The 17,837-nt window shown below is 50.7% G+C and carries 15 protein-coding genes; 3 read left to right on the top strand and 12 right to left on the bottom strand.

Annotated elements, in window-relative coordinates; translation table 11 throughout:
* Window positions 1-33: 33 nt before the first annotated feature.
* Together FO268_RS14475 and FO268_RS14470 are read right to left on the bottom strand one after the other, a co-directional pair.
* Window positions 34-1,434: a DEAD/DEAH box helicase gene (locus FO268_RS14475; RefSeq protein WP_150994028.1), complete on the bottom strand. Its 1,401-nt coding sequence runs from the start codon at window positions 1,432-1,434 to the stop codon at window positions 34-36.
* The gene (locus FO268_RS14470; protein ID WP_150994027.1) at window positions 1,431-1,982 is read right to left on the bottom strand and encodes a hypothetical protein; all 552 of its coding nucleotides are present in this window, start codon (window positions 1,980-1,982) and stop codon (window positions 1,431-1,433) included. Before FO268_RS14470 ends, FO268_RS14475 begins: the two co-directional genes overlap by 4 nt.
* A gap of 116 nt (window positions 1,983-2,098) precedes the next feature.
* On the opposite strand from FO268_RS14470, the gene FO268_RS14465 reads away from it, so the two are divergent.
* Window positions 2,099-2,308, top strand: a complete 210-nt coding sequence (locus FO268_RS14465) for a helix-turn-helix domain-containing protein (RefSeq protein WP_150994026.1) — start codon at window positions 2,099-2,101, stop codon at window positions 2,306-2,308.
* A gap of 64 nt (window positions 2,309-2,372) precedes the next feature.
* Here the strand turns inward: FO268_RS14465 and FO268_RS14460 are convergent, their stop codons facing one another.
* The 8 genes from FO268_RS14460 to FO268_RS14425 form a co-directional block, all read right to left on the bottom strand.
* Window positions 2,373-3,554, bottom strand: coding sequence for a BaiN/RdsA family NAD(P)/FAD-dependent oxidoreductase (locus FO268_RS14460; RefSeq protein ID WP_150994025.1), 1,182 nt, complete (start codon window positions 3,552-3,554; stop codon window positions 2,373-2,375).
* Window positions 3,555-3,629: 75 nt separating this feature from the next.
* Window positions 3,630-5,123, bottom strand: a complete 1,494-nt coding sequence (locus FO268_RS14455) for a site-specific integrase (protein ID WP_150994024.1) — start codon at window positions 5,121-5,123, stop codon at window positions 3,630-3,632.
* Window positions 5,113-5,595, bottom strand: coding sequence for a hypothetical protein (locus FO268_RS14450; RefSeq protein ID WP_150994023.1), 483 nt, complete (start codon window positions 5,593-5,595; stop codon window positions 5,113-5,115). Before FO268_RS14450 ends, FO268_RS14455 begins: the two co-directional genes overlap by 11 nt.
* 8 nt (window positions 5,596-5,603) lie before the next feature.
* Window positions 5,604-7,721, bottom strand: a complete 2,118-nt coding sequence (locus FO268_RS14445) for a hypothetical protein (RefSeq protein WP_150994022.1) — start codon at window positions 7,719-7,721, stop codon at window positions 5,604-5,606.
* Window positions 7,718-9,778: a hypothetical protein gene (locus FO268_RS22840; protein WP_191966968.1), complete on the bottom strand. Its 2,061-nt coding sequence runs from the start codon at window positions 9,776-9,778 to the stop codon at window positions 7,718-7,720. The genes FO268_RS14445 and FO268_RS22840 overlap by 4 nt, the downstream gene beginning before the upstream one ends.
* A 205-nt stretch (window positions 9,779-9,983) precedes the next feature.
* Window positions 9,984-11,012 carry a BaiN/RdsA family NAD(P)/FAD-dependent oxidoreductase gene (locus tag FO268_RS14435; protein ID WP_150994067.1) on the bottom strand — a complete coding sequence of 343 codons (1,029 nt, stop codon included), beginning with the start codon at window positions 11,010-11,012 and terminating at the stop codon, window positions 9,984-9,986.
* Between the two features lie 198 nt (window positions 11,013-11,210).
* Window positions 11,211-12,020: a PhzF family phenazine biosynthesis protein gene (locus FO268_RS14430; protein WP_150994021.1), complete on the bottom strand. Its 810-nt coding sequence runs from the start codon at window positions 12,018-12,020 to the stop codon at window positions 11,211-11,213.
* Window positions 12,017-12,313, bottom strand: a complete 297-nt coding sequence (locus FO268_RS14425; RefSeq protein WP_150994020.1) for a hypothetical protein — start codon at window positions 12,311-12,313, stop codon at window positions 12,017-12,019. Before FO268_RS14425 ends, FO268_RS14430 begins: the two co-directional genes overlap by 4 nt.
* Before the next feature lie 177 nt (window positions 12,314-12,490).
* Here FO268_RS14425 and FO268_RS14420 point away from each other — a divergent pair, with 177 nt between their 5' ends.
* A complete protein-coding gene (locus FO268_RS14420; RefSeq protein WP_150994019.1) occupies window positions 12,491-13,903 on the top strand; it encodes an aminotransferase-like domain-containing protein in 1,413 nt (470 codons plus the stop codon).
* A 7-nt stretch (window positions 13,904-13,910) separates the two neighbouring features.
* On the opposite strand, the gene FO268_RS14415 is transcribed toward FO268_RS14420, so the two are convergent.
* Both FO268_RS14415 and FO268_RS14410 read right to left on the bottom strand, forming a co-directional pair.
* Window positions 13,911-14,555, bottom strand: a complete 645-nt coding sequence (locus FO268_RS14415; RefSeq protein WP_150994018.1) for a response regulator transcription factor — start codon at window positions 14,553-14,555, stop codon at window positions 13,911-13,913.
* A complete protein-coding gene (locus tag FO268_RS14410) occupies window positions 14,548-16,047 on the bottom strand; it encodes a sensor histidine kinase (RefSeq protein ID WP_150994017.1) in 1,500 nt (499 codons plus the stop codon). The genes FO268_RS14415 and FO268_RS14410 overlap by 8 nt, the downstream gene beginning before the upstream one ends.
* 154 nt (window positions 16,048-16,201) lie before the next feature.
* Here FO268_RS14410 and FO268_RS14405 point away from each other — a divergent pair, with 154 nt between their 5' ends.
* Window positions 16,202-17,830 (top strand): acyl-CoA synthetase, encoded by a 1,629-nt coding sequence (locus FO268_RS14405; protein ID WP_150994016.1) that lies wholly within the window; start codon window positions 16,202-16,204, stop codon window positions 17,828-17,830.
* The last annotated feature ends 7 nt before the right edge of the window (window positions 17,831-17,837 follow it).

Below are 17,837 nucleotides of genomic sequence, written 5' to 3'. Positions count from 1 at the left end.
AGATACCCTGCCATATAAAATTTTCCGACCAAACTACAATACCCTCTCCCCGAATAGGGACAACACCTCACTCCAGTATTGATTGCTCACACATAGATCAATAGTTTCCCTAGCGCCGTTATGTTCCGATGCGATATCCCATGTGCCCGTATTATCGATATCGAGTTCCCACTCCGGTGCGTAATCCTCTTTTTGGAGCACTTCAGACCTTTTTGTTTCATCCGTGGTTTGCTTTGATGATTTTGGCGAAAAAGAAACCACATGTTGCCCTGGTAGGTCATCACCAATTCTGCGTGCAAACTCCGTCAAATTGGGTTCTGCAAGGACGTAGAGCCAGCCACCAATGTCAGAGGGCTCCCCTGTTTGACGCCGGAGTATTCTGCCGAGAACTTGCCGAAAATGGAGTTCTGTTCGAATCCTGCTGAGGTGACAGCATACCTGTAATCTGGGGATGTCAGTTCCTTCGCTGATCATACCCACAGAAATGATCCATCGATCAGATGATGTCTTGAAGTTAGAAATAATTTGATGGGCTCCGGGCGTGTTGTAAGTGACAACAACGGGCCTTTCTCCGAGCGCCGTAAGCCGAACTGCAATCTGCTCTGCATGTGCCGCTGTCGCAGCTACGACGAGGCCGGCAGCGGTGGGAACTTGCTTCCGGATCTCTAATAGCTTTTTGGATGCTTCCGAGAGTGTATGGTCGATCACTTCGTCCCGAAACAGAAAGTCAGGATAGGTAATATGACCCTGACTGATTGTTTCCCGGATGCTGGAGTAGGTTTTAAGGCCGAGTTCCGATGACCTCAGACTGATTTGCCGATTATCAGTGAGCACGATCTTTGGGGCTCGGCAAACGCCGTCTGTAACCGCCCGTTTCAAGCCGTACTCGTAATCACATTGGAGCTCACCGTCAGGACGCGTGTAGTGAGAAAGTACGATTGGGGTGTCGTCAGTCCTCCAAGGCGTTCCTGATAGCGCCATTGTGAAGGAAGCCTTACCTTGAATCCTGTCCAGAATTGTTCGGCCCCAACTGTTGCCAATTGTGAGTTCGTTCCAACTGCTTCCAGAGCAGTGGTGAATCTCGTCTAATACCACGAGAACCTTGTGCTCACTCATTACTTGCCATAGCTCTGTGGGAAGCGTGCTCATCGACTGATAGGTGTAAGAGCCACCTGCTGCGCCAATCTGCCCATTGAAGCTTCGCCCGAGGACTTGACTAAATGTCGAAGCAACGCTTTCTGACACTGCCCTTGACGGGGAGAAGCATAAGATGAAATCAATTTTATTGAGTTCCAAGAGAGCTTTTGCAACAGACGCCACCATTACGGTTTTGCCGGCCGCTGGCGTTGCATGACACAGGAAGTGAGTTTGGTGCTCAAACGCTTCGAGGGCTTGATCAATGCACTCGCTCTGCCAAGCTCGCAATTGAATCATGCGGGAAACCCAATTGTTGTGATGATCGACTCTACAGCACGAAGTTGGCCTAGAAGCTTCGTGCTTCTCTCGCGAGACTCATGGTACTGCGCCTTCACGGCGCTTCGCAGCGCCGGGTATTTTTGATATAGGCGTTGGTATTCCTCGGCTTCACCAATACTGGCAATCAGTTCGACCTTCCTTTTGGAGAGCTCCTCCTGCAATGCCCGTTGTGTCTCAACATCCATCGACGATTCAACCTGCTCATTTGCCCCACTAAACGGAGAGGGCTTAGCTTCCAGGACAGTGCCTTTGTTCTCAGAACGATAGATAAACTTGCATCCGCGGCCGGTCGATCCCGCATGGCGCTCGACTACTTTGGCCGATTCAAGTCGTAGAAGCTCTCTGTATATATGCTTGCGGAGTTGGTTGCGGCTTGGCTGCTGGCCTTCGGGTAATTGAAGAAGATACATATCCCGAATGCTTGTATTGGAAAAAGGGGTGCCTGATTGCTTTCTGAGAAGTTCGATCAGGATCTTGTCGACGTGCAGTCGCTCTGTTTTTTTCATAAGGCGGTCCACTTGGTCTTTAGGTCGATCTGGTCGACCCCCGAAAAATGGGTAGTATATGCCGTGGCCTCCCATGCCTCAAGAAACCATAGTCTTGTCTTTTGTGAGGGCAAGAAATGGGCTCACCGATTTGTGAGGCGTTTGGCCGGAATTTGCGTACGATTCGAAAATCGAAAGGGTTTTCTCAGGAACGACTCGCTCATGAAACGGGAATTGATCGAAGTTATGTGGGGAAGATTGAGAGAGGAGAAGTGAATATCACTATCGAAAAAATCTACCTGCTAGCAGATCATCTACAGTGCTCACCTAAGGATCTGCTCACTTAGCCGTTGACTCCAGGTCGTCTGTTCTTCCGCAATGGTTGATTGAATTTCAAATGCCAAAAACCATTCAGGCATGTTGTCCAGCGGCTACTCCAGAAGCCCAAGCCCATTGAAAATTATGACCTCCCAGATGACCAGTCACATCCAGCACTTCGCCAATGAAGAAAAGCCCCGGCTGATTGTTTGCTGACATCGTTTTTGATGACAGGTCACGGGTGTCCACGCCGCCCAAGGTAACTTCGGCTGTTTTGTACCCTTCTGTTCCTGCGGGTCGCACTTCCCAATGACTTAGGACGTCAGCTATCGCCTCTAAGTCCTCATTACGGCAATACTGAAATGGTTTGTTCCACTGTTGGAGTTCACAGAAAGCTTTTGCAAACCTCTTCGGCAAGAAATCCTCGAGAAAGTGGCGGATATGGCTCTGTGGTTTAGTTTTGCGATGTTCGTGCAGCCTATCGCAAACAGACACGCTCGAAAGAAGGTTGATCCGTATTGTATCTCCGGGATGCCAGAAGCTTGATATTTGCAGCATGGCGGGACCGCTTAGACCACGGTGAGTGAATAACATCGGTTCGCGGAAATGTTCGTTGTTACAGTACACGTCCACAGGGCAGCTCACACCGGAGAGTGGCGCCAGTCGCTCCTTTAGTTCTGGACACAGTGTAAAGGGGACAAGTCCTGCGCGGGTTGGAAGCACGGAAAGACCAAATTGCCGTGCAACGTCGTATCCGAAGCCTGTGGCGCCCATTGTGGGGATAGATAGCCCACCGCAGGCGATGACCAGGGATTCACAGGTAAGGGTGCCGCCGCTGGTTTGTAGCTGATAGCCGTGATTGATACTCCTGATTTTATTCACGCTTGTTTTGAGTCGAACTTCTGCGCCAGCCCACTCGCACTCAGTGAGTAGCAGGTTAAGGATCTCCTTGCTGCTGACTTTACAAAAAAGCTGGCCCGCCGCTTTTTCCTCATGCTCAATGCCGTGGCGATCTACCAATTCTAAAAAGTCTTGAGGGGTGTAACGCTTGAGCGCCGAAATGCAGAAATGGGGATTGTCAGACAGGAAATTCGCCGGCGTGCTGTTTAGGTTCGTAAAATTGCAACGACCGCCTCCGGACATGAGAATTTTCTTACCAGGTTTATTGGCACGATCGAGTACTAATACGCTTCTGCCGCGATATCCCGCTGTTGAAGCACACATTAGCCCAGCGGCACCTGCTCCTATAATAATCACATCATAAGTGCTGGACATAGTATCTCCTGAAGAAAAGACCGCTAGTGTAGGGCAGTCGGTGTAATGAGCCAATGATTGGCTAGGGCTCGCAGTCTATGTTCGGGAGTTCGCGACGAGATCCTCAATCTGATTGAGCTTGGCATTTAACTTCTCGATGGTTACGTTGCTAATCTTCTTTCCAGATAGACTGTGAACATCTCCTTTCATCTCATTGGTTAGGTAGAAAATGCTCTTCAATCTGTCCTGAAGCTCCTTCACCTCATAGGAGTGTGCGAAGGCATCAAGCTCTTCCCAGGCCAAATCGATGTAGTGCCACAATGAATCAACACTTTTATGGCCTGTAAAACTTGCGACTTTTCTGAGAATTGTTCGGTAATCACTGTCGGTAATGATGTGGCGGGTCTTCAATGGGTTCTTATCCATGAAGCTAATAAAATGCAGCTTTACCATATTGGTGACAAAGCGATGTCTAAACATTTTCTGACAGTTCTTTTGTTTGATACCGGCTCTTACCGTAAGCCTCCGGAATTCCTGGTAAGCGGCATCTGGAAGCACCTCTTTCCCGCTTTCAGAATTTAGATAGATTACATTGTCGACATCCTTCTCTGATTGAATAATTCCTGAAGCAAGCAGGCGTTCAATTAATTTCTTTCTATGAAAATTAATAAATACTTCAGTCTTCATCGCCAAGCTGCGTGGAATTGGAATTGTTCTCATATTATTCTTGGAATCGATCCGGCCTTTGAGTGTGGGGAGAATCAGTTGCGATTTTCTCAGGCTTGCCACATTGTTAGAACAAGGTACGGTAATTAATTCTTGAGGCCGGAGCCCCGTTGCTTCAAGCAATACCAGTTGCAGCTCACGCCTTCTATGCATGTATTCAAGATGGTCCGCCTGTTGCTTTTTAGAGAAAAGACCTTGCAGTTTTCTGCTCACATTCGTATCGCTTCTTGAAGCCTCAAGGGTATCCCACAATGTTCTGACGTTAGTTGTTGAAATGGGGGTTGCGTTCGCAGTGGTCGCTCTTGGTATGTTCATCGGAAAAACGTTGTGAATGGTTTGCCGACCAGTTCTATGTGCATAAACCTCTTGCTTAAGCTTTATCTGATACCTTTTATCAGCATCATCCACGCCTGCAATCAGTCTCTCTGTGGCGATATTTTGCTGAACCCACACCAGAAAATTAATGGAGGTTGCCACAATGGCTTTAACCGTATTGTTGTTCCTGACGCGCTCGTTGTAGACATCAGTTTCGTGACAGAGCTCATAGATAAACTCATCGATATGGCTGTGCTTCAACTCAGCGAAATCGACCTTTTTCGCGTAGCAAAATCGAACTAGGTGGGTAAGGTTTCGCGCATAATTCCCAAGTGTCCCACCATCTTTTTGGTTCACCGTCAAAGTCTTACTTTTATCGCATAAATACATTTCTGCGAGTAAGCAAGGGGAGCCATTAGGCCAAACAAACGAGTAATAGCCTGGCTGCACACGCTCGTTTAAAAAGATCTCACCAGTCTCACTATCGAATCTATCTATTGTCGGAAGTCGAACATTTTTAATGAGGCGATACAGTTGTTTAGTCATCATTAGCAACGAGCGTCAAAGAAAAATACTCACGATACAATTCGTTGTGCCTGTCCAAATCGTATTGGTATTCAGGGCTTTTTCTGACCGCATCGAGACAGATCCTGTTCAAGTCAGTGTATGCTCGGATGAGGATCGCTCGAAGCCTCTCAGCTTCATCGAGTTTTTCTTTATAAACAGCGGTTTTACTTTTAGTTCCCTTCGACGTTTCGCCGTTAGCATTTTTGCTCTTCCTTTTGATAGCAACCCTTAATTTTTCAAGTTGCTCGAAACCGCCGTCGAGAGCGGCGTCTGAATATTTCTTGAATGTATTCAGAGTCATTGCATGAATGCCTATTGATCTTCTCTCAACGGAAGCAATCGCAGCCTGGCTCCCGCACTTAGACGTTATCCAAGGATATGCGTCAGGATATTGCAGTGCGTCAATCATCGAACGATAGAGTACTTTAATGGATTCTTTCTTTATATCGGACATCTCAACGCCTATGAAATCTTGATCGCAATTTGGGCCTTTACGTTTTCATCGACATTCTCAATGCCGAAAACAGTTACTTCGAAATGACCGGACTCAATTTGCATTTCAAGCCACTGTTTAAGTTCGTCTTCATTAACCTCAGAAATAGAATTAACTTTGAATTCATTGCAGACTTCATCATAGATCTCTTCGATGTTATTTACGTCTGATAGATTATTACCTTCCTTGAAAAGCCTTAATTGCTGATAAGCATATTCAGATTCAACCTCAACCATTTCCTCGCCTTCAAAGTTATCCTGAATGTACTCGAAGACGTGATCTGGATCGGAATGACCTGCCATCCACCTGGCGCTATCCAAGGACGAAAATTTGAATGTCCAAAAAAAGTTTAGAAGAAACGATTTTCGTAACTCATGTGTATTGACATACCAACGTCTTCCGTACTCATCGAGAGGGACTTCGATATGATCACAAAAATAGGAAAGCCGTGATCTTATGAATTCTTGATCAGCAACTGAAGCAGATTTCCAATCATACCCATAGTTTATCCCGTACAACAGATATTTCTCTTCTTTGTTTGACGGTACATGCTTTCGCGCATGTTCGTTAATTTTTTGAAGTAATGTGATCGCTTTAGCAGTAACACGCGGAATTGGTTTCGCATCTTCTGGAAGAATTCCACGTATCCCCGCTTTCTCAATATCCTGCATTAGCCAAAAACCATCATTATCCTTAAAATACAAGCAATCGTACTTTAATGAAGATAGTTCGTTTAATCTGATTGGTTTCATCGAAGCTATTAGAATTAAGCAAGCACCTCGTAGAATATCAATGAGGTAAGTCAGCGGCGCTTTTGACCTAAATAAATTAACATCGCGAACATTATAATCAAACGAAGCAATCTCTATTTGATTTTGATGTCGTTTAAGTACTTTTTCAACAACACTGTTTCTTTTTTGATAAAGGTGAGTAAATGGTTTCTCAATGACCAATAAATCTTCTTTGTGCAAAGTGTCAAAAGCGTCCACCATAGCGTTGATGATCGAATCCCCTTTGTTGAGCACCCAATCAACCGAAGAATTGATTATCTGCAGACAAGTAGGAAGGGGAATCCAGGGTGTGTGTTTAATCTGCAACTGGTTGTTTTGTATGTATGTGTGGATATCGCCGAACCTAAACCGTTCTGAATCAGGTAATTCCCGGTGAAACAACTTCCTTGTAGATAGGAAAATCTTAAAGTAACCTAAAAACTGTTTTATGTTTTCTGGATTTCCTATTACATCAGAGATAAGCGGTGTGGTATGTCCAGGAAACTCGTACTCAAGGGTAACAGGTACGAGAACATCTCGGCTTTTCCGTAGCAGATCTGGTTCAAATTGCCTCAAAAACGCACCGAATTTGTCGCTATGCGTAATTTGTTCCGGAAGCCCAAATGCTTCGACGAATTTCATGCGGTCTATGACGGAATCACCGAATTTGGTTATTCGGTAAAACCCTTTTGACTTAAAGACTCTGATTGCTTCGGTAATATCAGCGGGCGTTAGACGGTAAATATCGTCGCTGATTAAGTCTGTACCAGACATCTCAAAAAAACGAGCTTTAAAAAGCTCGGCAACCCCGAACAATTCCATGATTCCGCCGTGAATTTTCTCTCTTACGTAGCAGAAAAGTCGTTCTTGAGTGAGGTTTCTAAGAAACTCTGACCGTGGGTTTAGATTAATATCCTTACGGAAGCACCATTGAGCAAAAGAAAGAAGGTTATTAACCAAGCCAGGTAGTGAACCCACTGAGAGGTGTGGGGCGATTGAAGATGACTCTACTATCACAAAAATGGCTTTCTGAAAGAAGTTAAGAAAGGCTAGATTTTGAGGTGAATCGAGAAATGTCCCGTCAGGAAGCATTCTGTTCCAATTTAGGGTTCGCACGTACTTATAACTACCGTCAGCCCGTTTAACTGTTTTTGCTGTTTTAATGATCCATTTACTTTCATAAATTCCAGACAGCAACCAATCCGCGGTATAGTCACCGGAATAAATTGTGATTCCAGAATCATAGCCAGCAAGGTACTTTTGAATGCTTATAACGTCTGCTCGGTTCCAGTCTAACCGGGCATTGAGTTTTTTCATGAAATGTTTGCTCGCCGCATGATAAGTCGATCCCATTCTAATTTTTCGGCCATTAATAACGCTTTGTCTTTTGCTGAAAAATTGGTTTCCCTGACAGAGGTTTCGTTATGCTGGGAGAGGGTGTTGTTTAGATGTTTGGCTAATGTAATGAACGCGATGGGAGCCAAACCAGTTTTTGAGTCTTTCTGTGCTAGTGTCGATGCGCTTAAATTTTTGTTCTCGGCAACAAGCTTATAAGCGTACAAGACTGTCAGAGACTTCTCTGAAATATTTGCGATCAGATCGCCCTGATTCTTTTCGTGTTTTTCGTCGATTTCATCCTTCAGATAGTTGATTAGAGGATTGTTACCTTTGGAATCAAGGTCAAGCATTTCAAGAATAAAGCTATGTAACTCATTCAAATTGCAAAAATCTACTGCATCGAGTAGATAATCCTCATTTGCACAAGCGGAAACAAGCATCAGATTCTGAAACCGTCTCACCTGCCTTGTGTTATAGGCTGCTATGAGGGGTTTTGGAAGATAGTGTTCAAGCGCTACCCTTGTTCCGTTGCCTAATTTTCTAGAAACAGCCCTAATTGAACCAGTTCGAAAATACTCCAAAACGCCCTCTGAAGCTCGTAGTTTTGAGTGAGTTAGTTGGTTTCGAGAAATTCCCGCATCAGCAAGAGACGGAAACAAGCTTCCTATGAAGAGTGAGCCGTCTTCTCTTCCGGTCAAATAGGCTGTTACTCTCGAATTTTGCGGACAGGTAAAAATCTTATCTTTTGAATTTACGGCGAGGATTACGAATAGGTACTTAGATAAATCGGTGGGGATATTCGAAAGGTTGGCCGCGCGCATTTCTAAAAGCGTTGTGATAATCTCAAGACTTAAACTTGACAAACCCTCTTTCTTGAAAGCTTTGGCGCGACTCTTTTCAATCGTAAAGGAAATTGAAGTTTCCCCAATTTCAAGCCGTGATTTCCCATCTTTGTCCTCAATCTTGCAGTTAAGTAAGGACAAAAAAGTAAATTTTGGATTTTCCATCATTAAAAGTGCGACGATAAAGGAAACATCCATGTTTCCCAAGAGCCCTAACATCCAATTCAGTTTCCCTGTATAGCCGATTTTATCCTTTTCAATATAGCTCGGTGGGAATTGACTCATCCATAATGATTTGTTTTCCCGCATGACGCTTCTGCTTGCCAGCCCGCAGTCTTCAATTTTGGATGAAAGTTTAATGAATCCTTTATATTTCTTACTCAATAGTAGATAGGCGGCGAAAGATTTCCTGTTATGTCCAGATGAAAATTGCCGTCTAATAGGGGGTATGCCATTTTCGCGAGGATATATGTCATAGAGATCTTTAGCTTTGATCCGTCGCTCAAGGGTGGCTAGATCAGTTTCGCTTAATAATTTTTGGCCAGTTTCAAAAAATTCTTTTAGGGTCTTCCAATAATCTGCTAACGCTCGATGCAAGTTATTTCTTTTCCGTTCAAGATCGTAATAAAGCTCGTCCAAATATTCAGAGTCAGTCCTACTCAAACTCACCGGGCAAATTAGTTTATCAAGTTGGTCTTTATGATTAACTTTGTATGCTGCCTTTTCACCAATGACGCTTACATTAAAGCTGGAATTTTTTTGGACTTGATCCACCTGCTTCATGGTGGGAATGAGAACTTCAATTGGTATTTGATCTCGGTCTTGCAGGTACACCAAAAATGGAAGGATATTTTTATTCCATATGGCGACCCTTGTATAAATGCTTGATTTAATTTCAGGAGTGATCAATGTCGTCAGATAAAGATTTCTGATCAGCGTCGACCAATCGTTGGCTTTCTTTGGAAAAGCTCTCATCTCTGAGTCAATGATGGTAGGTCGCAACACGCTATTTAAACGACTCCACCAACTTTTTATTGAAATTGGTTTTTTACCCGTGCAGTAATTGACTGCATGCTGTGCGAAAGGTTCCCAGTCTTTGGCCTTAGACAGATAGTGAATATTGATGTGGCTATAAGCCCCGGCCTCGGATTTTACCCTTAACTGATGCTCGCCATTTTTTATGGTGACTTTCACTATATCTCTTCCGTTAACTGTCGGTCTCGCTCAAAGCAATGGTGCCTGCATATCAAAAACAGCATCTGCACGATCCGGCCATCGCTCAGTTGAGATCACTACCAAAACGTGTCAAAAAATGTCTGTCAAAAATAGTAGCTGTCAGATCATGTAGGTCATTGCAGTGTAGGCGAAAAATGGGGGAGTTGTGCCTTCTTTTGACAAATTAATGCGTTCGGAAAACGCGGGTGCGATAGCCTTCGGTGCCGGCAGGCTTGATGGTCCACTGGCCGAGCGCACGCGTTACCTGTTCAAGGTCACTGTTCTTGTAGCCTTGCAGCGGGCCGGTCCAGCCGTGGAGATCGTTCAGGGCCTGGGCGAAGCGTTTGGGCAGGTGTTGTGTCAGGTATTGGGCAACAGTGGATTGGGGTCTGTTTTTTCTAAGTTGGTAGAGGTCTTGTTCGATGTTGGTGCCCGGCAGCATGTTTACACTCAGGCTGTCGCCGGGTCGCCAGAAACTGGAGATCTGTAGCATGGCCGGGCCGCTTAACCCGCGATGGGTGACCAGCATGGGTTCGCGGAAGTGTTCCTGGTTGCAGTGGACATCAACCGGGCAGCTTACGCCGGCCAGTGGTGCCAGCTGTTCCTTCAGCTCCGGATGCAGGGTGAACGGGACCAATCCCGCGCGGGTGGGCAATACAGTGAGTCCGAACTGCCGTGCGATCTCGTATCCAAAACCGGTTGCGCCCATGGTGGGGATGGACAGGCCGCCACAGGCGATTACCAGGGATTCGCAGTTGAGGGTGCCTGAGTTGATTTGTAACTGGTAACCGTTATCTGTGGTTCCGACTGTTTTGACACTGGTTTCCAGGCGGACTGTCACACCCGCCCATTCGCATTCGGTGAGCAGCATGTTGAGGATTTCTTTGCTGCTGTCCTTGCAGAAGAGCTGGCCGGCGGCTTTTTCTTCGTGCTCAATACCGTGGCGCTCCACCAGCTCAAGGAAGTGCTGGGGGGTGTAGCGCTTCAGGGCGGAAATGCAGTAGTGGGGGTTGTCCGAGAGGAAGTTGGCCGGGGTGCTGTTCAGGTTGGTGAAGTTGCAGCGGCCGCCGCCGGACATGAGAATTTTCTTGCCGGGTTTATTGGCGTGGTCGATCACCAGGACTTTGCGGCCGCGGTAGCCGGCTGTGGCGGCGCACATAAGGCCTGCGGCGCCGGCGCCTATGATGATTACGTCGTAGTTCCGGGCGGTCATGGTATGGAGGTCGCGCTTTCGGAGTTCCGGCACGGGTTGAGGGCAGTCAGGGATACGCGGTGAATACGTCCCTGTACGCTCGACAAAAACATCCCTGTTTTTGACGATCCCTGACTGCCCCCAACCCGTGCCTTGCCAAACATCTGTGCTGCCTGCCGCTGTGTGTTAACTGGGCGCAGTATACATTTTCTGCTGGCCTCAGGGCAGACGCACTGAGCCCTCCATATAAAACGCTGCCTGGCCGGCGATGGCGACGCGGTCACCTTTGAGTTCGCAGCGAAGTACGCCACCTCTGGCGGAGACCTGTTTTGCTAGGAGAGTGTTTTTACCAAGTTGTTCGGCCCAGTAGGGCACCAGAACGCTGTGGATTGAGCCTGTGACAGGGTCCTCGTCGATGCCGGCGCCAGGGGCGAAGTAGCGACTAACGAAATCGCAGTTTTCTCCGCGCGCGGTAACGATGAGGCCCTGGTTGCCGAGCTCGCCGAGTTTGCGGATATCCGGTTGTGCAGATCTTACGGCTGCTTCGTCCCTCAGGACGACCAGATAGTTGGTGTCGTTGGGCACGAATAAGGCTGTGTCCGGGGCCCCTTCGAGGGCTTCGTGAATCAGGCGGGGTGTCTGGCGTTCCTCAAAGGGGAGGTTCGGAAAATCCAGTTCCAGCCACCCATCATCGGTCTGCTCTACTCCGAGGTAGCCGCTTTTCGATTCGAACCTGATTTGCTCGCGGTTCCAGCCCAGTTTGTTGAAGACTATCCAGGCGCTGGCGAGGGTAGCGTGGCCGCAAAGGGGGACTTCTACGGTAGGTGTGAACCAGCGTATGTGAAAATCAGCTTCAGATTCTTCCGGTAGTGGCACAAGGAATGCGGTTTCCGAAAGGTTGTTCTCCATAGCCAGTGCTCTCAGCGTTTCGTCTGGCAGCCACGCTTCCAGAGGCATGACAGCAGCGGGGTTGCCGCTGAAGATTTCGCTGGTGAAGGCATCGACCTGGTAGATGGGTAAGGTTTTCATGATTTCTCCCTTGTGAACGTTTCAGCGTAGTGGTGTGCCCGGTGGGCGGCAAACTGGCTCAGTTCCGAGTTGCTATAAAAGTGAAGCTCCGGTGAGGTCCTCGAATGGGTAACGACCCAGTGTTCCGGGAGGACCTGGCGGACTTCAAAACCGAGGTTCTTCAGCCACTTCCAGGCACTGCAATTGCTCATTGGGGGCCGGCCGGGGGCATGGCTGACCCCCAGCAAATCCTTGCGACTGGCCGGCGGCATCTCTGGCAGTTGGGGTACTTGCAATCTCTTCAAGGCGGTCATGGTGAAACTCCTTCTTCTGGATGCTGATCACCATTCTCCACCGATGCAGACAACCATAACAGATTCAGATATTGTGGTTTTGGACCGGTACAGAACGATTTATCCACCATCTGTGCCGGTTGAAATGTGGGCTATCTGTACTGCCCCGATTACCGTGGGATCTGTCAGGATAAAGCCATGGGCATTCTCTATAACCAGGTAGCAGACCAGTTGCAGGCCTTGATTCGTGAAGGGGTTTATCGCGAAGGGGAGCGGCTGCCCGGCGTTCGGACACTGAGCCGGCAATACCGGGTCAGTGTCTCCACCATTCTGCAGGCCCATCAGACTCTCGAGGCCCGGGGTTACCTGGAACCCCGTGAACGAAGCGGGTATTTCGTGCGTTTGCCACGGCTGGATACCCCGGAGCCGGTGATGCAGAAGCACCGGGCCAGACCGGTGCCGGTCAGTGCCCGTGATATGGCGCTGGACCTGTGCGCCGATGAAGAGAAGCGTATGGTGCCGCTGGCGGCTGCCGTCCCCCATCCGGATTTCCTGCCGGTACGGCAGATCCAGCAGGCGACTCTGTGGGCGGCACGGCGGGGGCTGGAAACTCTCGACTACGCCTTCCCCGGCAAGATCGAGTACCGCCGCCAGGTGGCCCAGAGGATGGCTACACTTGGGATTATCGCGACTCCGGACGATATCCTGGCCACTAACGGGGCCCAGGAGGCGATTATCCTGGCACTCCAGGCGGTGACCAGACCGGGCGATATCGTGGTGGTGGAGTCACCTTCGTTTCCGGGGATTCTCCAGGCCCTGGTTGTCCTCGGGTTAAGGGTCATTGAAGTGCCCACCCATCCCGCTGAGGGATTAAGTCTCGAGGGGCTGGAACTGGCGTTGGAACAGTGGCCGGTGAAAGCCTGCGTAGTGGTTCCCAATCACAGCAATCCCATGGGTTCGCTGATGTCCGACCTGCGCAAACAGCAGCTTGTACAGATGCTTGAGGCGGCAGAGATACCGCTGATTGAGGACGACATCTATGGCGACCTGTTCCACAGCGGTGAGCGTCCCAGACCGGCGAAGGCGTTCGACCGCACCGGTAACGTTATCTATTGCAGTTCTTTCTCCAAAACCATTTCGCCGGGTCTGCGCCTGGGCTGGATGATGCCCGGTAAATATCTGGCCGAGGCGCGCCAGCAGAAGTATTTCAGCAACCTTGGTACGGCGAGCGTGCCACAGCTGGCGGTAGCCCACTTTCTGGAGCAGGGAGGATATGACCGCTATCTGCGCGCTGTCCGACCACGCTTTCGTGAAGCTACGGAGCGTATGCGGGCGGCCGTGGGCAGATCATTCCCGGAAGGCACCGCTGTCAGTCGCCCCCAGGGAGGTTTCGTGCTCTGGGTTCAGTTACCGGGTGGTACGTCAGGCACAGAGGTTTTCCGTCGGGCCCGCGAGGAGAATATCAATGTGGCCCCGGGGCTGATGTTCTCCACCACGGACAAATACGACAACTGCCTGCGGCTGAACGGTGCCAACCCGTGGAGCGAGCGGGTGGAGCAGGCAATTGCCCGTCTTGGCGCCATCGCCACCACCATAGCCCGTGAAGCCTGAGGGCCCGTCAGGAAGCTTCCCGGCGCAAATGGATAGGGTCCAGCAGGCCGGCAGCAATAGCAATGCCGGTAACGTCTGGCACCCGGTCCACTCCAAGGCGTTTCATGACGCGGGCCCGGTAAAGGTCGATGGTCTTGATGCCAACGTCCAGCCGCTCGGCAATTTCCCGGCTGGTGTAACCCTGGGCCAGTGGTATGAACACGTCCCGTTCCCGGCGGGTGAGAGAGGCGATCAGGGCATCAGTATGTTGGTCACCCTGATGCTGTGTGCTCGCCTGCTGATGTTGCTGTAAGGCCTGCTGAACGCTATCGAGCAGCAATTGTTCGTTGAACGGTTTCTCTATGAAATCGAATGCGCCAGATTTGAAAGCCCGCACCACAATAGGGACGTCCGCGTGCCCGGACACAAAAATAATGGGCAGCTGCGAGCCCCGTTTCTGCAGTTCCTCCTGAACGTTCAGGCCGCCCAGGCCGGGCATGCGTATGTCGAGAATCACACAGCCGGTCTGCTCCGGGTTGACCGCTTCCAGGAACTGGCGTCCGTCGGCATAAGGGCGCACCTGCAACCCTACGGATTCCAGCAACCACTGTGTGGATTCAAGCATGCCGGCATCATCGTCCACCACGTAAACGGTATGGGGGAATTCACTCATTCTGGCCTTTCTCCCTGGGGTGATCGGATCTGTTTTTATTGGTATGGGGCAGAGGGAAGCGGCAGATAAGTACCAGGCCGCCGTCACCGCCCCGTTGGGCGTCCAGAAATCCACCGAAACCCTCGACGATGGATCGGCTCATGGAAAGGCCCAGACCGAGTCCGTGGGGCTTACTGGTATAGAAAGGCGTGAACATCTGTCGCAAACCTTCGTCATCCAGTCCCGGCCCCTGGTCGGCAACTTCGATCAGGATTTCCTGGCCTGATGTTACGCAGGTAGTCACGGTGACCTGTGAAGAAGTCGTGCCGTCCGGATGAGCCTCAATGTTGGCGTCGATACCATTACGGATCAGGTTGACCAGCACCTGTTCGAGCAGGACCGGGTCGGCGGTGATCACCGGATTACTGTCACTCAGGCGTTCCCGAATGACAACGTTGTTTTTCTCCGCGTCCCACTGGCACAAGCGTTTCACGTTGACCACGGCGTCGTTGATGCTGATGGGGGCGGTGCGTTTCGGGCCCTTGCGCAGAAATGCTCGCAGACGCCTGATCACTTCCGATGCCCGGTTGGCATGGTGGGTGATGCGCTGGAGACCGTCGTCCACACGGTCCAGGCACTCGGGATTTGCCTTCGCGTGTTTCAGGTAACGCTGGCTGGCACTGGCGAAATTAACGATAGTGGCCAGCGGTTGGTTCATTTCGTGAGCGATGCTCGAAGCCAATTCGCCCAGCGTTGCCAGACGTGCCGTATGAGCCAGTTCGTCGGCAAGACGCCGGTTGTTCTCTTCAGACTCCACCCGGGCGGTGATGTCACGGGATACACTCACCACTTCGATCACCGCGCCGGTATAGGTTTCCCGAATCGCCCGGCTGGCAATTTCAAACCAGCGCTTGCTGCCGTCCCGGTGCACGATGTCCAGCGTCAGGGTCGCGTAGCCTTCGTCCCGTAGTCGGTTACGGACGTCTTCCAGTTCGCCATTAATTGTGCTGCTACGGAACACCTCTTCCAGCGGCTTGCCTCTGAGTTCTTCCGGCCAGTAACCCAGCAACCGCCAGGATGCCGGGGTGGCATCGATGAACCGACCGTCTGGCGCATGGCGGGAGATGAGGTCCGTGGTGTTTTCAGTGATCAGACGGTAAAGCCGGCTGGAACGCGTGGCTTCGTCCAGCTTGTGGACGTCATCAGTGGCGTTCCTGCCCCGGGCCAGAACCTGGCCGGAGGCCGGATCCGGAATAAATGTCCACAGCAGTATCAGGCCGGGAAGTCGGCGCTCCACCCCTTCAATGGCGCGCCCCTGGGTAAGGCAGGCATTAATCAGTGCCTGGGCGTTGGTTGGCAGCAACTCAGCGATATCGACTCTGCCGGCCTCCCGACTCAGGGCTTTTGCTGTCGGGTTGCTCGCCAGCACAGTGGAGTCGGCGCCAAGTACGAGCCCGGCTTCCGGATCGGTGTCGGGAAGTTGGAAATCGGTGACTGCTGAGGTCATTGTCATGAATCAACCGGAATATAGTGTTAATACTATAATACGTTGGTGTAATTTCTAGTATATTTACTATCGAATACCATTTCTTGCAGCCAATAGTATAGCTTTTGCCGCTAGCTTACTGAATACACCATAAGAACAATGGACCCTGAGGACCACACCAATGACCTCGATTTTTGATCAGGGCCTGGAGCCCGTCGACGCCAACTACTCGGTACTGTCCCCCATCGATTTCATTGAGCGCACGGCCAGTGTGTACCCTGAATATCCGTCAGTGATTCACGGGGCCATTCGTTATAACTGGGGCCAGACCTATGAGCGCTGTCGCCGCCTGGCTTCGGCACTGGCGGGCCGCGGGATAGGACGCGGAGACACCGTGGCTGCGATGTTGCCCAATATTCCGGCCATGGTGGAGTGTCATTTCGGTGTGCCCATGATCGGGGCGGTTCTGAACACCCTGAATGTGCGCCTGGATGCCGAGGCTATCGCGTTCATGCTGGAGCATGGAGAAGCCAAAGTTATTGTGGCGGACCGTGAATTTGGCGACGTGGTCCGTGACGCCGTCAGCCGCCTGGAGGTCAAACCACTGGTAATCGATGTGGATGACCCGGAGTACGGCGAAGGTACACAGGTGAGCGACCTGGACTATGAGGCCTTCCTGCAGGAGGGTGACCCTCAGTTCCAGTGGAGCCTGCCCGGTAATGAATGGGATGCCATTTCCCTTAACTATACCTCCGGCACCACCGGCAACCCCAAAGGCGTTGTGTATCACCATCGTGGTGCCTATATGAACAGCCTCGGCAACCAGGCGGTCTGGTCCATGGGCCAGCACCCGGTCTACCTGTGGACCCTTCCCATGTTCCACTGCAACGGATGGTGTTTTCCCTGGACGGTGACTGCCCTGGCAGGCACGCATGTGTGCCTGCGCCGGGTGGATCCGGAGAAAATCCTGCAGTTGATCCGGGACCACCAGGTGACCCACATGTGCGGCGCCCCCATTGTGCTCAATGCGCTGCTGAACGTGCCGGAAGCCGCCAAGGCGGGCATTGATCACGAGGTCAAATCAATGACTGCGGGCGCGGCGCCCCCTGCCCAGGTAATCGGTGCCATTGAAGAGATGGGCATTGCCGTTACTCACGTTTACGGGCTGACGGAAGTGTATGGCCCCGTCACCGTATGCGCCTGGAAGTCCGAATGGGACCAGAAAACCCTGGATGAGCGGGCCACCATCAAGGCGCGTCAGGGTGTTCGCTACCACACGCTCGCGGGCACCATGGTGGGTGACCCCAACACCATGGAACCGGTACCCAAAGACGGTAGAACCATTGGTGAGATCTTCCTGCGCGGCAACACCGTTATGAAAGGTTATCTGAAGAACCCCAAAGCCACCTCGGAGGCTTTCCGTGGAGGCTGGTTCCACACCGGCGACCTGGCGGTGTGGCACGAGGATGGTTACCTGGAAATCAAGGATCGCCTGAAAGACATCATCATCTCCGGTGGCGAGAACATTTCCACCATCGAGGTGGAGGACACCCTTTATCGTCATCCAGCCGTTCTTGAAGCAGCGGTCGTTGCACGTCCTGACGATAAATGGGGCGAGACGCCCTGCGCATTCATCACCCTCAAACCGGAAGCCGGCGAGGTCAGCGAAGAGGATCTGATCGCGTTCTGTCGCGAGCGACTGGCCCGCTTCAAAGTGCCCAAAACCATCGTGTTCACGGAACTGCCGAAAACTTCCACCGGCAAGATCCAGAAATTTGTGCTGCGCGACCAGGCGAAAGAACTCGGCTGACCGGGTA

Origin of the sequence: Marinobacter denitrificans (genome assembly GCF_008795955.1) — a bacterium.
GTDB classification, from domain to species: domain Bacteria; phylum Pseudomonadota; class Gammaproteobacteria; order Pseudomonadales; family Oleiphilaceae; genus Marinobacter; species Marinobacter denitrificans.
This window is presented reverse-complemented; position numbering and strand designations above follow the sequence as displayed.

What these genes read in the sequence shown, in the direction of transcription:
- FO268_RS14475 (WP_150994028.1), bottom strand. Translation starts at nt 1,434, where the DNA reads ATGATTCAATTGCGAGCTTGGCAGAGCGAGTGCATTGATCAAGCCCTC.
- FO268_RS14470 (WP_150994027.1), bottom strand. Translation starts at nt 1,982, where the DNA reads ATGAAAAAAACAGAGCGACTGCACGTCGACAAGATCCTGATCGAACTT.
- FO268_RS14465 (WP_150994026.1), top strand. Translation starts at nt 2,099, where the DNA reads ATGGGCTCACCGATTTGTGAGGCGTTTGGCCGGAATTTGCGTACGATT.
- FO268_RS14460 (WP_150994025.1), bottom strand. Translation starts at nt 3,554, where the DNA reads ATGTCCAGCACTTATGATGTGATTATTATAGGAGCAGGTGCCGCTGGG.
- FO268_RS14455 (WP_150994024.1), bottom strand. Translation starts at nt 5,123, where the DNA reads ATGATGACTAAACAACTGTATCGCCTCATTAAAAATGTTCGACTTCCG.
- FO268_RS14450 (WP_150994023.1), bottom strand. Translation starts at nt 5,595, where the DNA reads ATGTCCGATATAAAGAAAGAATCCATTAAAGTACTCTATCGTTCGATG.
- FO268_RS14445 (WP_150994022.1), bottom strand. Translation starts at nt 7,721, where the DNA reads ATGAAAAAACTCAATGCCCGGTTAGACTGGAACCGAGCAGACGTTATA.
- FO268_RS14435 (WP_150994067.1), bottom strand. Translation starts at nt 11,012, where the DNA reads ATGACCGCCCGGAACTACGACGTAATCATCATAGGCGCCGGCGCCGCA.
- FO268_RS14430 (WP_150994021.1), bottom strand. Translation starts at nt 12,020, where the DNA reads ATGAAAACCTTACCCATCTACCAGGTCGATGCCTTCACCAGCGAAATC.
- FO268_RS14425 (WP_150994020.1), bottom strand. Translation starts at nt 12,313, where the DNA reads ATGACCGCCTTGAAGAGATTGCAAGTACCCCAACTGCCAGAGATGCCG.
- FO268_RS14420 (WP_150994019.1), top strand. Translation starts at nt 12,491, where the DNA reads ATGGGCATTCTCTATAACCAGGTAGCAGACCAGTTGCAGGCCTTGATT.
- FO268_RS14415 (WP_150994018.1), bottom strand. Translation starts at nt 14,555, where the DNA reads ATGAGTGAATTCCCCCATACCGTTTACGTGGTGGACGATGATGCCGGC.
- FO268_RS14410 (WP_150994017.1), bottom strand. Translation starts at nt 16,047, where the DNA reads ATGACAATGACCTCAGCAGTCACCGATTTCCAACTTCCCGACACCGAT.
- FO268_RS14405 (WP_150994016.1), top strand. Translation starts at nt 16,202, where the DNA reads ATGACCTCGATTTTTGATCAGGGCCTGGAGCCCGTCGACGCCAACTAC.